The sequence below is a fragment of the uncultured Chitinophaga sp. genome (assembly GCF_937898475.1).
Lineage (GTDB): Bacteria > Bacteroidota > Bacteroidia > Chitinophagales > Chitinophagaceae > Chitinophaga.
Window position 1 is genome coordinate 108,740 of sequence record NZ_CALEJS010000032.1, and the last position, 14,829, is coordinate 123,568.

Annotated in this window: 13 protein-coding genes; 7 read left to right on the plus strand and 6 right to left on the minus strand. The window is 49.8% G+C overall.

Annotation, left to right across the window (positions count from 1 at the left end; genetic code table 11):
- Positions 1-31: 31 nt before the first annotated feature.
- Both metH and Q0577_RS20050 read right to left on the minus strand, forming a co-directional pair.
- Complete coding sequence (gene metH, locus Q0577_RS20045; RefSeq protein WP_298739442.1) at positions 32-2,770, minus strand: methionine synthase; 2,739 nt, start codon at positions 2,768-2,770, stop codon at positions 32-34.
- A gap of 17 nt (positions 2,771-2,787) precedes the next feature.
- On the minus strand, positions 2,788-3,804 hold the full coding sequence (locus Q0577_RS20050) for a homocysteine S-methyltransferase family protein (protein ID WP_298739444.1): 1,017 nt from the start codon (positions 3,802-3,804) through the stop codon (positions 2,788-2,790).
- A 397-nt stretch (positions 3,805-4,201) separates the two neighbouring features.
- Here Q0577_RS20050 and Q0577_RS20055 point away from each other — a divergent pair, with 397 nt between their 5' ends.
- Positions 4,202-4,417 carry a hypothetical protein gene (locus tag Q0577_RS20055; RefSeq protein ID WP_298739445.1) on the plus strand — a complete coding sequence of 72 codons (216 nt, stop codon included), beginning with the start codon at positions 4,202-4,204 and terminating at the stop codon, positions 4,415-4,417.
- 88 nt (positions 4,418-4,505) lie between these two features.
- Here Q0577_RS20055 and recR read toward each other — a convergent pair whose 3' ends face one another.
- The 4 genes from recR to Q0577_RS20075 all read right to left on the minus strand — a co-directional run bounded on the left by recR (position 4,506) and on the right by Q0577_RS20075 (position 10,892).
- Positions 4,506-5,129 carry a recombination mediator RecR gene (gene recR, locus Q0577_RS20060; RefSeq protein WP_298739446.1) on the minus strand — a complete coding sequence of 208 codons (624 nt, stop codon included), beginning with the start codon at positions 5,127-5,129 and terminating at the stop codon, positions 4,506-4,508.
- A 17-nt stretch (positions 5,130-5,146) separates the two neighbouring features.
- Positions 5,147-6,598 carry an Ig-like domain-containing protein gene (locus tag Q0577_RS20065; protein WP_298739448.1) on the minus strand — a complete coding sequence of 484 codons (1,452 nt, stop codon included), beginning with the start codon at positions 6,596-6,598 and terminating at the stop codon, positions 5,147-5,149.
- A 67-nt stretch (positions 6,599-6,665) separates the two neighbouring features.
- Complete coding sequence (locus Q0577_RS20070; protein WP_298739450.1) at positions 6,666-9,836, minus strand: ATP-dependent DNA helicase; 3,171 nt, start codon at positions 9,834-9,836, stop codon at positions 6,666-6,668.
- Positions 9,837-9,899: 63 nt separating this feature from the next.
- A complete protein-coding gene (locus Q0577_RS20075) occupies positions 9,900-10,892 on the minus strand; it encodes a lipid A deacylase LpxR family protein (protein WP_298739453.1) in 993 nt (330 codons plus the stop codon).
- 368 nt (positions 10,893-11,260) lie between these two features.
- On the opposite strand from Q0577_RS20075, the gene Q0577_RS20080 reads away from it, so the two are divergent.
- The 6 genes from Q0577_RS20080 to Q0577_RS20105 all read left to right on the plus strand — a co-directional run bounded on the left by Q0577_RS20080 (position 11,261) and on the right by Q0577_RS20105 (position 14,800).
- The gene (locus tag Q0577_RS20080; RefSeq protein WP_298739456.1) at positions 11,261-11,428 is read left to right on the plus strand and encodes a microviridin/marinostatin family tricyclic proteinase inhibitor; all 168 of its coding nucleotides are present in this window, start codon (positions 11,261-11,263) and stop codon (positions 11,426-11,428) included.
- Positions 11,429-11,503: 75 nt separating this feature from the next.
- On the plus strand, positions 11,504-11,671 hold the full coding sequence (locus tag Q0577_RS20085; RefSeq protein ID WP_298739458.1) for a microviridin/marinostatin family tricyclic proteinase inhibitor: 168 nt from the start codon (positions 11,504-11,506) through the stop codon (positions 11,669-11,671).
- Between the two features lie 68 nt (positions 11,672-11,739).
- A complete protein-coding gene (locus Q0577_RS20090; protein WP_298739461.1) occupies positions 11,740-12,714 on the plus strand; it encodes an MvdC/MvdD family ATP grasp protein in 975 nt (324 codons plus the stop codon).
- On the plus strand, positions 12,707-13,699 hold the full coding sequence (locus Q0577_RS20095) for an MvdC/MvdD family ATP grasp protein (RefSeq protein ID WP_298739463.1): 993 nt from the start codon (positions 12,707-12,709) through the stop codon (positions 13,697-13,699). The genes Q0577_RS20090 and Q0577_RS20095 overlap by 8 nt, the downstream gene beginning before the upstream one ends.
- 22 nt (positions 13,700-13,721) lie before the next feature.
- Positions 13,722-14,219 carry a hypothetical protein gene (locus Q0577_RS20100; RefSeq protein ID WP_298739465.1) on the plus strand — a complete coding sequence of 166 codons (498 nt, stop codon included), beginning with the start codon at positions 13,722-13,724 and terminating at the stop codon, positions 14,217-14,219.
- A gap of 77 nt (positions 14,220-14,296) precedes the next feature.
- Positions 14,297-14,800 (plus strand): lipocalin family protein, encoded by a 504-nt coding sequence (locus Q0577_RS20105; protein WP_298739467.1) that lies wholly within the window; start codon positions 14,297-14,299, stop codon positions 14,798-14,800.
- Positions 14,801-14,829: the final 29 nt, after the last annotated feature.

Sequence of the window (14,829 nt, forward strand, 5' to 3'; positions counted from 1 at the left end):
GTAGTTAGCTCTCAGCTGACTTTATTAAATGTTACATATCATACTCCAGGTTGGGACGCAGCCATTTTTCAGCCTCTTCTACTGTCCAGCCTTTTCTACGGGCGTAGTCTTCTACCTGGTCTTTTTCTATCTTACCAACACCGAAGTATTTGCTGGCGGGGTTGGCAAAGTACCAGCCGCTTACACTGGCTGCAGGATACATGGCCAGTGATTCTGTAAGGGTGATACCTGTGTTGGCGGTAGCATCCAGGAGGCCAAACAGCTTGTACTTCTCCGTGTGTTCCGGACAGGCCGGATAACCCGGTGCGGGCCTTATACCGGAATAAGCTTCTTTGATCAGTTCTTCGTTGCTGAAGTGCTCATCGCTGGCATACCCCCACCACTCTTTACGTACCCGCTCGTGCATCAGTTCTGCAAAGGCCTCTACCAAGCGGTCTGCCAGGGCTTTTAACATGATGCTGCTGTAATCATCGTGATCAGCCTTGAATTTCTCCAGCCATTTTTCAATACCGCCACCGGTGGTAACGGCAAAGGCGCCCATATAATCCCGGATACCGGTGGAGGCAGGGGCAACAAAATCGGCCAGGCTGAAATTGGGCTGTCCCGGCGCCTTTTTGATCTGTTGCCGCAGGAATTCCAGCTGTACCGGTTCGCCGTTTTCCGGCTGTATCTGTACGCTGTCGGGTCCTGTAGCATTGGCAGGGAAAAGGCCGATCACCGCATGGGCGTCCAGCCATTTTTCATCAATGATGCGTTGCAGCATTGCCTGCGCATCGTTATACAGGCGGGTGGCTTCCTTACCTACCACCTCATCCTGCAGGATCTGCGGAAATTTACCGTGCAGTTCCCATGCAATAAAGAAAGGCTGCCAGTCTATATAAGGAGCAATGTCTGCCAGTTTATAATCACGGAACACCTGCACACCCAGCTTGCGGGGTTTTACAGGCGTAAAGTTCTTCCAGTCAATTTCCGCGGGCAGCTTCCTGGCATCTGCCAGGGAGAGGTACTGTTTAACCGGCCGCTTATTTCTGAAATTGTCGTTCAGCTTTACGTATTCTGTTTTCACTTCTTCCAGGAAGTTCTTTTTCAGGGCCTTGTTCAGCAGGCTGCCTGTAACGGTCACGCTGCGGGAGGCATCCAGCACGTGTACCACGCCATGATCATACTCGGGCGCTATCTTCACGGCGGTATGGGTGCGCGAAGTGGTAGCGCCGCCAATCAGCAGCGGAATATCAAACTGCTGGCGTTTAAGTTCGCGGGCCACATGCACCATTTCATCCAGGCTGGGGGTGATCAGGCCACTGAGGCCAATGATATCCACCTGCTCTTCGCGGGCCGTTTGCAGGATCTTTTCTGCAGGCACCATCACACCCATGTCTATAATATCATAACCGTTACAGCCCAATACCACGCCTACGATGTTCTTACCAATGTCATGCACGTCGCCTTTCACGGTAGCCAGTAAGATCTTCCCGGCAGATTTTATCTGGCCGCCGTTCTGTTCTACCAGTTTCTGTTTTTCTGCTTCTATATATGGAGTAAGTACGGCCACAGACTTCTTCATTACCCGGGCGCTTTTTACTACCTGGGGCAGGAACATTTTACCGCTGCCAAACAGGTCGCCCACGATGTTCATGCCATCCATCAGGGGGCCTTCTATCACATCCAGCGGGCGGGGATATTGCTGGCGGGCTTCTTCTGTATCCGCTTCTATATAATCGGTAATTCCGTTCACCAGTGCATGGCTCAGTCTTTCCTGTACAGTGCCGTTACGCCAGCTTTCATCTTTTTCGACAGCCTTGCCCTTTGCCTTTACGGTTTCTGCGAAGGCGATCAGCCTCTCAGTGGCATCTTCCCGGCGGTTCAAAATGGCGTCTTCACACAGTTCACGCAGCTGCGGTTCAATCTCATCGTAGATCTGCACCATTCCGGCGTTCACAATGCCCATATCCATACCTGCTTTAATAGCGTGGAAAAGGAATACGGAGTGCATGGCTTCACGCACCACATCGTTACCACGGAAAGAAAAGGAAATATTACTTACCCCTCCGCTTACCCGGGTAAGCGGCATGAGGGCTTTTATCTGGCGGGTAGCTTCAATAAAATCTACCGCGTAGTTATTGTGTTCTTCAATGCCGGTGGCAATGGCAAAGATGTTGGGATCAAATATAATATCCTGGGGATCATAGCCTACCTGCTCTGTTAATATCTTATAGGCGCGGTGGCTGAAGCTTACTTTCTTCTCCAGCGTATCTGCCTGGCCATGTTCATCAAAGGCCATGACCACAACGGCAGCGCCAAAGCTTTTGCAGATGAAGGCCTGTTCAATGAATTTGGCTTCACCTTCCTTGAGACTGATAGAGTTCACGATACATTTACCCTGGATACATTTCAGGCCTGCCTCTATGATGCTGAACTTACTGGAGTCTATCATAATGGGTATCCTGGAAATATCCGGTTCGGCAGCCAGCAGGTTGAGGAAGGTGGTCATGGCCTTTTCTCCGTCCAGCAGGGCATCATCCATGTTCACGTCCAGCACCTGGGCGCCATTCTCCACCTGTTGCCGGGCTACAGACAGCGCCTCTTCGTACTGCCCTTCCCGTATCAGGCGGGCAAACTTTTTAGACCCGGTAACGTTGGTGCGTTCCCCGATATTAATGAAGTTGGTTTCCGGCCGTACCACCAGCGGCTCAAGACCGCTCAGTCGCAGGTAGGGTTTTATCACCAGTGTTCCGTTCGTGGTATCAGTATTCGTTGTTGTTGTACTCATTCTTTCTCTGCTTGTGTTTAGGCGAGTGTAGGCTCCTGTTTTGGTAAGGGGCGGGGTTGCAGCGCCTTCACATGTGATGCTATATGACGTATATGGTCAGGCGTAGTGCCGCAGCAACCGCCAACAATATTTACAAATCCTTCGCGGGCAAAGTCCTCGATGATGTGTGCCGTATCTTCCGGCTGCTCGTCATACTCCCCAAAGGCATTGGGCAGGCCGGCGTTAGGATAGCAGCTAACGTGGCACGCGGCTATATGCGACAGCTCCTCTATATAAGGCCGCATCTGCTGACCGCCCAGCGCGCAGTTAAGCCCGATCGAGAATGGCTGGGCATGCATCACCGAAATATAGAACGCCTCCAGCGTCTGGCCGCTCAGCGTTCTGCCAGAAGCATCCGTAATAGTGCCTGAGATCATAACAGGCAGCTCAGGCCGCCCGCTTTGACGGAAGTACTGTTTGATGGCATAGATTGCCGCCTTACAGTTCAGGGTATCAAAGATGGTTTCTATCAGCAGGATGTCTACACCACCCTCTACCAGGCCTTTTATCTGCTCGGTGTACGCTTCCGCTACTTCGTCGAAGGTAACGGAGCGGTAGCCGGGATTGTTTACATCCGGAGAAAGAGATAAGGTTTTGTTCAGCGGACCAATAGCGCCTGCCACAAACCGGGGCTTATCCGGGTTTTTGGCAGTGTATTCGGCAGCGGCTTCTTTTGCTATGCGGGCAGCGGCCACGTTCAGTTCATAGGCCAGGTGCTGCATGTCGTAATCCGCCATAGCGATGGATGTGCTGCTGAAAGTATTGGTTTCGATAATATCCGCGCCCGCTTCCAGGTATTCTTTATGAATAGCTGAAATGATCTGTGGCTGTGTGAGATTAAGGAGATCGTTATTCCCTTTTACATCGCTGTGGTGGTTCTTGAAGCGTTCTCCCCTGTAGTCGGATTCCTGGAGTTTATAGCGCTGGATCATGGTGCCCATAGCACCGTCAATGATCAGGATGCGCTCTGCGGCGCATTGTTGCAAAGATTTCATGTTAAGGTTTGTTTATTAGTTACGGTTTAAAATAGGTGGCTTCCGGTGGTCGAACAATAAACAAATCCACCCTCCGGAGGCTGCAAAGTTAATAAAAATAGTCCATAGTCTATGCCCGCTGCACACTACCCAAAGGAGCGTAGGTATTGTTAACAGCTTGTTAAAGAAAATAATTTTGTTTAATCCATATAGTCTACTATATTTGTAGGGTAATTAGGAGATAAGCTCCGTATATTTATTTAGATCATGCGATACGAATACAACAAAAGACTGCCATCTGCCAAGGTGATCTCCACCAACTCCCTTTCCGCTGCAGCATGCCGCCCACGGTGCATGTCCTGCTGTTGCAAATGAGCTACTGCCTTACATTTCTATTGTTGACTTTCAATAACCGGCCATGAGTATATCAAAGCATATTCATAGTTTACAGCAGCACCTTGCCAAATTGGGCTTGCAGCGGGTTCCGGCAGAAGGGCCGGGAGAGAATGACCAGCCAGGGGTATTCAGGATCTGTTTTCTGAACAAGTATGAAATGCAGCAATGGAAAAAGCTGCAGGAAAGATCTTCAGCAAATGCTGAAGCCCCCATCAACGCATTACCAGCGGGCAGATAGCCTGCTATCTTTTTCATAACGTGGAATTACAGGTTAAACACACACGGGTGCTATTAAGCACCTGTATTTTTTTATAGCATACCGGTCATTATTTCTGCATATAATTTTCCAGGGGAAGCCGGTTGGTGATAGAGCGTGCCAGCGTCATTTCATCGGCATACTCCAGCTCGCCGCCAAAGGCAATGCCACGGGCAATAGTAGTGATCTTTACCGGGTGTTCCGGTTGCTGTAGTTTTTTGGAAAGGTAATAGATGGTAGTATCTCCCTCTATGGTAGGGCTAAGCGCCATGATCACCTCGGTAATGCCCTGCTGCTGTACCCTTTCTACCAGGGAGTGAATATTCAGCTGGTCGGGGCCAATACCATCAATAGGAGAGATGATACCGCCCAGCACATGATAGAGCCCGTTAAACTGCTGGGTATTTTCAATGGCCATTACATCCCGGATCGTTTCTACCACGCATACAATGCCCTTGTTGCGCGAGTGGCTGGCGCAGATGCTGCAGATTTCTTCATCTGATACATTATGACATTGTTTGCAGAACTTTATCTGCTGACGCATACGGGCAATTGCTTCACTGAATTGCTGCACCTGTGCAGGCTCCTGCTTCAGCAGGTGCAATACCAGCCGCAGTGCTGTTTTTTTGCCTATACCCGGCATCCTGGCAAATTCATTTACCGCAGTTTCAATCAGGGCGGAGGAAAAGATCATAATGCAAAAATAGTCATTTACAGGGTCAGGTCTTCTCTCACCCCCCAGTTGGCCTTGATGTTCTTTTTTTCAGGGAAGCTGACCACTTTTTCCGGCTGGCGCTTAGGTGAACCATAGTATACGCCCCGGTCCCATTTGCCGTTGCCGTTCTCATCCAGCAGTACACGGATCTCGTATTCCCCTGGTATGATCAGGCCTTTGCTCCAGCTGCCGTTCACCATTGTCCCGGAATATTTCACCTCCTTGTCTTTCACCAGCTGTACCACAAAACGGATGCTGGTATCGCCTTTAAGCGCCCTGGTGGTGCTGTCGCTCAGCTTCAGCCGGAAGAGCACCTTTCCGTAATCAGACAACTTCTTGGACGAGAAGCTGATGGTATCCGCCTTGGTCAGCTGCTGGTTAAAGGTATCGGTGGCAGCGGTTTTGTCTATGATCAGCCGGTAGGGAGTGCCTTCCTTCCATTTATAGTGGAGGGTCAGCTTGCTGCGGGTAGAATCCAGGTGGCTTGTAAAGGGCACCTGCCTTAAAACAGTATCTTCTGCCAGGTGCAGCTGCGTACTGTCCAGCGTGTGGAGCGGTATTGTAAAGTTCAGCACCAGCGGGGTATCCAGGTCCTGCTGGTTATTATCCAGCACGGGGCCCACCTGCAGGCGGGGCTTTTTTTTCTTTTTATCGTCTTCAGACGGTTCTTCCTGTGGCGCCTCGTCTTCCGGCCGCCTCATAGTACTGTCTTCTTCTATGAACAGCATCATGGGAATATCATTGATATTTTCTTCGCGCAGGTGGATCAGGCTGTCTACAAAAGCGATGGATTCTGTAGCAGGCTGGGTGTACTGCAGGTCACGGTCTTCTTCTTTGATGGCAAATATCTTGTAATCGCCGGGAGCCAGGTTCTTGAACCAGAAGCTGCCATTGCCTTTTGAGCGGGCATAGTATACCGGTTTTTCCTTGGATACAACAGAATCGGTATGATTGCGGTACAGCATTACAGACACGTTACTGTCTATTCTGCCAGTCTCTGCGTTGATGGTACGGCCTTTTATCTGCAGGGAGTCCAGGTAATCACCGGTAGAAACCACATAGGCAAAGTCTATGATCGGGTTACGCTCATTCACATCCTTCACCGCATCAGAAAAGTTAAAGGTGTAGGTGGTATTGGGCGCCAGGGTATCCTTAATCTCCATGGTAACCGTACGCAGCTTGGAAGTAACCGTAGGCACGCGTTTCAGGGTAGGAGAGACGATCATCTTGTCAAAGATGTTATCCAGCTCCACATATTCGTCAAAATAGAACCGCACCTTGGTGCTGTTAAAGTGCAGGGAAGAGTCCGGGGGATCCACCTGCAGCAGCAGGGGAGGCAGTGTATCCCGGGGGCCGCCGCCAGGCGGCACTATATTGGCGCAGCGCGTGAGAGAAATCGATATTATGACAATCAGGAAGCAGATCCAGCCCCGGAAACATTGATTCATTGTTGTATGTTGATTATTTACGGCACACGAAACTACAAACTTAGTGCTTTCGGCCTTTACTTTTTTACTATTCACCGCTTATCTCCTCTTCCTCCTCCTGCAGGTTGTGCAGGGCCACATGCAGGCGGTTGTCTTTCACGAAATTGCACCAGGGACAATCTTCCTTACCGCAGCCTACATAAAACTCCTTATTCTGGATCTTTGCCCAGGTGCTGACAATCTGCTGGCTAACGGCGGCGAGGTCCTGGGGCGTGATGGTCACCTTCTCTTTGTGGTATACCTTCTGTTTATTAGGTTCGATAAAGTCAAACTCTGTACTCACTACCTGCCAGTTTTTGGTGCGGTAGTTATCCAGGAGTATCTTATAAAATACGGCCTGACGCCAGTAATCGCCCCCGTTGGGATTGCGCTCATTGGGGCGGTCAAATTTGCGGTATTCTTTGATAGCCTTCTCATAATCGCCTGTTTTATAGTCAACCACGTTCACCTGGTTACCGTCAAATTCCAGCTTATCTACCTTCCCTTTTACCGGTACCCCGTTCACTACCACGTTGCGGATATTGCGCTCCACGCTTACGATCTTTGGCCAGCTGTCAATATAGGTATCGTAATACTGGGAAAGGATATCCCGCCCGTATTCCAGCCGGCGCTCAAAAGCTTCCCGGGTAAAGGCTTCCCGGTTGCGCCGCATGTTCCAGGTAAAATCGCGCAGGAACTCTTCCTTTGAGGGGAAAGTGTTTTGCCCGCCTTCCTGCATTTTTAAGAAGAGCTTTTCCAGCGCATAGTGCACAGAAGAGCCAAACTCTGTATTCTCTGAACGGCCTGTAGGCACCCGCACCAGGTTTTTATAGAAAAAGCCCAGGGGACAATCCAGGTAGTTGTTGAGGGCTGTTACGTTCATTACAAAACCAGACAGCAGGGTATCTATGAATTGCTGGTCTACCCGTGCTATTTCCGGGGCCTGGCCTTTTGCATAGTTCAGCAGCTCAAATTCAAACAGCTCATCTTCAGACAGCGTGATCTTTTCGTCAGGCAGGATGTGCTGATCCAGAATTTCTGTAATAAAAAGGCTGGGCTCCAGTGGCTTACCGTCTTGCCTGAACTCGGGGTAGCTGATGTACAGATGTTTTTCTGCCCGCGTAATGGCCACATAGAACAGGCGCCGCAGCTCCTGTTCATCTGTAGAGGTGCTTTGGGTAACGAACACTGTATCCGGAAAGGAGAAACCGCTGTTGTTCTTCTTTTTCTTTTCCCAGAGATGAGAATTGGCACTGGCCAGGAACACATGCTCAAACTCCAGTCCCTTGGAACCGTGTGCGGTGATCAGGTTAATGCCTTTATCATTGCCGGCCACCTGTATCAGCGGCAGCGGAATTTTGTTGCTTTCCATCAGGTCTGCCATCTCCATGAAAGACGTAACCGTCATCTCCGGGTTGCGGCGGGTTTCCTCTTTAATGAAATCAAAGAGCGCCTGCAACACTTTCATGAGCCAGATCTTTTCCGGAGACTGCATCACGAAGGCCAGTACGCCGCCTTCATTAATGATATTGGCAAACAGCTGTTGCAGTGTAAGGTTATGTGCATCGCGTATCCATTTCTCCACCATTTTCCCTACCTGCATCATGGCTTCTGCAGGGGCTTCGGTGAACAAGGTAGGCTTACGTGTGTTCAGCCATTCCTGTAAGTGCTGACGGATGGAAGATTTTTGTTCGTATCCTTTTTCTGATACGCGGATACTTACTTTCGCTATCTCTACCGGTGGTATGTTATAAAAATCATAATGCAGAATGGAGAATAGCAGATCGTCGCCGCTGTAGGGCGTATCCAGTTCGCAGGCCACATAGCGCAACAGGTTCAGCACCTTGCGTGCAAAGGGCACTTCAAAAAGATTGATACTGCGCTTTGAGTAAACGGGCAGCCCCTTCAGCCGGAAGTACTGGGCCAGGTCTTCACCATAACGGTTCTCACGGTAGATCACCGCTATCTTACCGGGGTTCACACCTTGCTCCAGCAGCCTGGTAACAGCCAGTGTAATGCCCGCCATTTCATCGCGGGGGGTATTGTAACGTTGTATTACCGGTAGTATGGATAAGCCGGTAAGATTACTGTTACTGGCCACCAGTTCTTTACTGAGGCCCGGCAGCTGGTTTACCAACCTGGATGGACCGTTATTGTCTATGAGCGACATGGATATATCCAGGATGGGTTGTACAGAGCGGTAGTTCTGTGTGAGCACAATGGTACGCAGCGTTTCAGCAAAGCTGCCCGCAAACTGTTCCATGTTCTCAATGTTGGCGCCCTGGAAACGGTAGATACTCTGGTCATCATCGCCCACCACAAACACGTTGGGCAGTTCTTCGCCCCGTATCAGCAGTTCTATCAGGCGGTTCTGCGTACCGCTGGTATCCTGGTATTCATCTACCAGGATGTATTGATAACGTTCTTTATAATCTGCGAGCAGCTGGGGGTGCTGTTCAAATGCACGGATCACCCAGTTGATCATATCGTCAAAATCATAGCGGCCGGCGGCATGCATCATAGACTGGAACACATCAAACTGTTCTACAGCAGCCTGCAGGCGGGCCATCTTTTCTGCCTCGATCTCTATTTTGTCTGTACGTACATCCCCCTTTTTGAAGGTTTTGGTAGCGCGTTTGCAGATGTATTCGTCGCGCTCCGGCAAGCTGTCCATATAAGCCTTGATGCTGGCGCGGATGTAGTCTACCGTCCAGCCTTCCCGCTTCATGGTAGAGAACAGGGACGCCAGGTTCTTCATATCAAAGTATACATCGCCGCGGTAACGTTTAAGCGGGTTGTCTTTGGTAAACCCGTCTATCAGTTTCTTCAGCAGCTGTATCTTTTCCAGTTCTGAAATGGGGTCCAGGGCGTTCTTCTCGAACAACGCCAGGTTATCCTGGATCACTTCATTACAGAAAGAGTGAAAGGTGTGTATGTTTACACGGTAGGCATCGGGGCCGATAAAGTCTGTTAAGCGTTTGCGCATGGCCACGGTACCTGCATCCGTATAGGTAAGGCAGAGAATATTCTGCGGCAGGAAATCGGTATCGCGCAGGATCTTGCCTATACGGGAAGCCAGGATCTGCGTTTTGCCCGTACCCGGGCCGGCGATCACCATTACAGGACCTTCTGTATTGTCAACAGCTTCACGCTGGCGTTCATTCAGCCGGCTGTAAACATCCTGGAACCGTTGGTGGTATTGTTGAGAATCGCGGGACATTATGTAAAAATACGACCATTTTACGTTATGCGGCCCCGTATAGCGTTCACTAAAAAGTTAAAACTACAGGCGGATGTATAGGGATACATTTCCTACTTCATGCTGACGGGTACCTTTTAAGGAGGCGCTCTGTGTTTTCTGCGTATAGGCCAGTATATAGCGGCGGAACGCAAGGGTAACGCCATAGTCTATTCTGGATACCCAGGGGTTAAGGGTAGCCGTTTTAAAGGATCTGTTAATCTCAAAACGGCTGTTACGCCAGCTGAAAAGTCCGCCTTCCAGCAGGGCATTGTACAAAGTATACTCCACCGTAGGACGGAGAAATGCATATACCTGGAATTTCTTTTCCTGCAGACCGCTGCCCCGCGGTATACCGAAATAGGGATTCATATGTCCTGCACGCAGGGTGGCATGTACTGCTGCGCCATCCAGCATCGTTCCGGCGTAACCGGAGGCGCCGCCTATCATTTCCAGCGCGGGGCCGGGTTGCCATACCATTTTCTCATAGGTGAAATTGTAGTTGAGCAGCGGCGCATTGGGCAGCTGGTTATCCCAGCCCCTGGGCCGGGTATAACCCAACACCTTATGAAACCACTTCTGCAGTTCCTCACCAAAGGCCAGGGGCCCCATTACACCCATGATCAGTTCAGACTGCAGGCTGAACTTTCTTTGTGGATCATAAGAGTCAAGGCCATGGGCCAGGATCAGGGCTGCGGCATAAGAATAGTCATTGGGCTGGTATTTGGGCGTCCTGATGTCTTCGGGGGTGATCATAATATGCATCAGGCTCCAGTGTGTGGTATTGATGGCATTTTTGCCTGTGCGGGGCAATAACCATTTATCGATAAACCGGGGTGCTGACTGGCGCTGGTAGAAATAGTCCAGCCGGGTACCATTTGTATAAGATTCATCTGTGCCTTTGCCACGTACATTCATAAAGTCATTATCCTCATAGATACGCAGCATCCTGTGAATACTATCTGCAGTAGTGATCACCTGGCTGTTTGCCCTTATAGAAAATAGGATGATTGCCAAAGCAATCATTAATGCTCTCATAACCAATCCGTTTATATCTGGTTCAGTTCATCGTTCGCAGTTGCAGGCAGGTAAACTAACCGTCTGCACTGAAGTTCAGCACAGGCTGGTTATACAGTAGGATGACAGTTGCAGGTGTATAGGAATCACAACTGACAGCGTTAAAAATGCACAATAACTATGCCCCCGTTGTTGGTCTAAAGGTACGATTTCAGCAAAATAACCTTATAAATTTTTCCTGTCAGCGTAACATCCGCGTTTGCAAAGCCGTTATAAAACAGTTGTTCTTTTAACCATATTTTTTACTTAATATGCAAACCGTTTCCGTATGAAAAACTGATACCCTATAAATACATTTCTTTTTTCTTAACCATTAAACCCAAATTGGTATGCAACCCAACAACCAAGCACAGAAACCCTTCTTTGCGAAGTTCCTGGAGAACCAGGCCAACGCCAAGGTAACTACCGCCCAACAGGAAGCCGGCCTTACCGCTGAACAGGCTGAAAGCCAGACCACCCTGAAATTCCCTTCTGACTGGGATGAAGAAGACTGGTAGTCTTCATTGGCAATTCTTATTGTAGCATGGCAGCTATAGCTGCATTTTCTTTAACAATTTAAATCACATTTAAGTATGCAACCCAACCAAGAACTCCAAAAGCCCTTCTTCGCTCAATTCCTGGAATCACAAGCCAGCAATGCGCAACCGCTTACGTCCATCGTTACCGGTAGAATTGTAGACCATCCCGGTGATGTAACCCAGAAGTTTCCTTCTGACAATGACGAAGAATGGGATTTCTAGTTCCATAAGACTATTCTGGATAACAAGCAATAGCCACCGCGCTATTGCTTGTTTTTATTAATACCACCATGATACTTTGTATTACCCATTCGCAGGATCATTATACCATTGACCTGGTACAACAGCACCTGGACAAGCTGGGATACCCTTCCTGGCGCTTTAATTCAGACACCTTTGGTACCAGCTGCAACATTCGCTACACGCTGGATCAGGGGCCTGCCCGGCTGCGCCTGCATCAGCAGGGCCGCAGCATCCATGCGGCAGACATCAGCGGCGTATGGTACCGCAAACTGTGGGCGCTGAATACCCCTCCCCAACTGGATGCAGCATACCTGCCTGTATTTAACAAGGAATATAATACCACCCTGCATATTTTCCTGGACGCGCTCAGCCATCAGCCCTGGATAAATAAAATAGCGGCTGATCATGCCGTTTGCAGCAATAAGTTATGGCAGCTGGATGCCGCACAGCAAAGCGGTCTTACGGTACCGGCTACACTTTTTAGCAACCAGGGCGACGATGTACGCACCTTTTATGAACAGTGCCGGGGCAACATTATTATGAAACTGCACGGCGCCCTTAGCAGGAGCATGAGCGGCAGCGGCGCGTTCTTTCCCACTACACGTGTTACCGAAGCTGCCCTTACACAGCTGGATACGCTGGCCTACTGCCCTATGATATTCCAGCAGCAGGTGCCTAAAGCGTATGAGCTGCGTATTGCCTATGCAGATGGCGCCTTTTATACCGGTAAGATCAACGCTGTACAGGATGCGAAAGGGCAGACAGACTGGCGCGCGGCCAACGCACAACTGCCCTGGGAGCCCTATGAACTGCCGGCCTCCATACAGGAAAGCATATACGTTCTTATGCAGCGGCTGGACCTCAGCTTTGGCGCTATTGACATGATACGCCGGCCCGATGGGGAATATGTGTTCCTCGAAGTAAACCCCCAGGGCGAATGGGGTATGCTGCAGAAATACCTGGGCTATCCTATTGCAGAAACTATCGCAGAAAAACTCGTAAACAAGATTCAACATGGCTAAAGAAAAGGTGATCATATTAACGCATTCGGCAGATAATATATCCGTAGATACCGTCAGCCGGTTTGTAAAAGAAGCCGGCGGCGAAGTGATACGGTTCAACGTAGATCAGTACCCCCTGCATAACCGGCTCAGCTCTGTTTACCGGAACGGCCAGCAGGAGATAATGCTGGAAAATGAAAGCGGCCTGCATACTCTGCACGATGCCGCAGGTATCTGGTACAGGCGGAGCTATAACATTGGCAAAGGCCTGGAACAATTCATAGATAAAGAGTTTCTGCCGGCTACCCTGCAGGAAAGCAAGCGCACCTTATTTGGCATGATAGAAGGCCTGGATATATTCCAGCTGGAAAAATACAGCGTGTACCGCCGGCTGGACAGTAAGGAAGAGCAGCTGCGTATAGCCGCAGCCTGCGGACTGAACATCCCCGCCACCTGCATCAGCAACGATGCGGCAGTAATACGCCGTTTCATCCGCTCGGTAGATGCGCCGGTGATCACCAAAATGCAGAGTGCTTTTGCCATCTATCGCGGAGGCGAGGAACATGTGGTATTTACCAACACCGTTGACGAATCTCAGCTGGAGGAGTTAGACAACGTGCAGTACTGCCCCATGGTATTCCAGGAAAGAATAGAAAAGCAGCTGGAGCTGCGCATCAATATAGTAGGGCATGCCATCTTTGCTTTCAGCGTTAACTCTGCGGTGTCAGACCGTTCAGCTACCGACTGGCGTAAAGACGGGGCTGCCCTGATAAACAGCTGGGAGCCCTATGAACTGCCCCAGGATATTCAGCAAAAGCTGCTGGCCTTTATGGATGTATACGGCCTGAACTACGGAGCGATCGATCTGATCCTGTCGCCAGACAACCGGTATTATTTCCTGGAAGTGAATGCCGCCGGGGAATATTTCTGGCTGGACAAGCTTTGCGATCATGCCATTTCCCGGCAGATAGCGCATGTACTAACAGGCAAAGCCAGCAGGCGGTAAAACTGATTCAAATAGTGTATTTTTGCTATCCATCGTGAATGTCAGAGCATACATAGATAGTGGGGCGGTAGAATGCTATCTGCTTGGCCTGGCCAGCGCGGAAGAAGAAGCGCTGCTGCAGCAAATGCTGCGTTTATACCCTGAGCTGGAGTCTGAGATAGCTGATACGGCTTACAGGCTGCAGGAAGCGGCTATGGAAGGGGGCATTCAGCCACCCGGTGAAGTATGGGATAACATTGCCCGCGAACTGCAGCGCGACGAACGGGAAGCCCGGCGGCAGCAACGATGCCGCCGCCAAAGCGATGAGCCTGCCTATACGGTGATCAACCTGCAGCAAACACCATCCAACAGGTATATACAGGTCAGCATTTGGTGGCGTTGTGCCTTTATAGCCCTCTGTATGCTGGTGATGGCGCTATTGGCCAGCAATATCTATTTTTACCGGAAGTACCATGAAATGGAACAGCGGGTATTACAGCCGCAACCTTCCAGCCAGTCTGCCCCCGCTTCAACAAAATAGCCCGCAGGGATGTTTAATTGGTATATTTCTTGCTTTTGCACTTATCTCAGAAGCTATTAAAATTTAAACCATAACAGATGAAGATGAGAAATCTTACACTGGCAACATTATGCCTTATCGCAGCATCCCTGTTTGCCGTTTCATGCGCTTCTTCTTCGGGCGCTACCAGCGCTGCTATCTCCAAGGGCAGTGTTACCGGCAACTGGGTGATAACTGATATCCAGTTCGAGGGAATACCGGAAAACAGTAAAGTAACGGTATTTGATGAGGCTTCCTATAGCTGCTTCCAGGGCAGTAACTGGGTGTTACCGTCTAACGGTAAAGGTTCTTACACGCTGTCATCCACTTCAGATGGCTGCAATACAGTATCGCAGCCTATTATGTGGTCGCTGTACAAACAGGCCGGCGGCACCATGTTCCAGTTCAAGAAACTGTCTGAAGGCATAAAGGCAAAGAACGTAACAGAAGGTTACCGGGTAGAGTTGAGCTCCGCAGATGGGAACAGCATGGTGTGGAGAGCGCCGGTGAATTTTGAAGGCAAGAGCGCTTACATTGTATATACACTGCAGAAAAGCAGATAACTCAGGTTTTAAGAACACAGATAAAAGGT

Coding starts and splice junctions, on each gene's coding strand:
- metH (WP_298739442.1), bottom strand. CDS start 2,770: ATGAGTACAACAACAACGAATACTGATACCACGAACGGAACACTGGTG.
- Q0577_RS20050 (WP_298739444.1), bottom strand. CDS start 3,804: ATGAAATCTTTGCAACAATGCGCCGCAGAGCGCATCCTGATCATTGAC.
- Q0577_RS20055 (WP_298739445.1), top strand. CDS start 4,202: ATGAGTATATCAAAGCATATTCATAGTTTACAGCAGCACCTTGCCAAA.
- recR (WP_298739446.1), bottom strand. CDS start 5,129: ATGATCTTTTCCTCCGCCCTGATTGAAACTGCGGTAAATGAATTTGCC.
- Q0577_RS20065 (WP_298739448.1), bottom strand. CDS start 6,598: ATGAATCAATGTTTCCGGGGCTGGATCTGCTTCCTGATTGTCATAATA.
- Q0577_RS20070 (WP_298739450.1), bottom strand. CDS start 9,836: ATGTCCCGCGATTCTCAACAATACCACCAACGGTTCCAGGATGTTTAC.
- Q0577_RS20075 (WP_298739453.1), bottom strand. CDS start 10,892: ATGAGAGCATTAATGATTGCTTTGGCAATCATCCTATTTTCTATAAGG.
- Q0577_RS20080 (WP_298739456.1), top strand. CDS start 11,261: ATGCAACCCAACAACCAAGCACAGAAACCCTTCTTTGCGAAGTTCCTG.
- Q0577_RS20085 (WP_298739458.1), top strand. CDS start 11,504: ATGCAACCCAACCAAGAACTCCAAAAGCCCTTCTTCGCTCAATTCCTG.
- Q0577_RS20090 (WP_298739461.1), top strand. CDS start 11,740: ATGATACTTTGTATTACCCATTCGCAGGATCATTATACCATTGACCTG.
- Q0577_RS20095 (WP_298739463.1), top strand. CDS start 12,707: ATGGCTAAAGAAAAGGTGATCATATTAACGCATTCGGCAGATAATATA.
- Q0577_RS20105 (WP_298739467.1), top strand. CDS start 14,297: ATGAAGATGAGAAATCTTACACTGGCAACATTATGCCTTATCGCAGCA.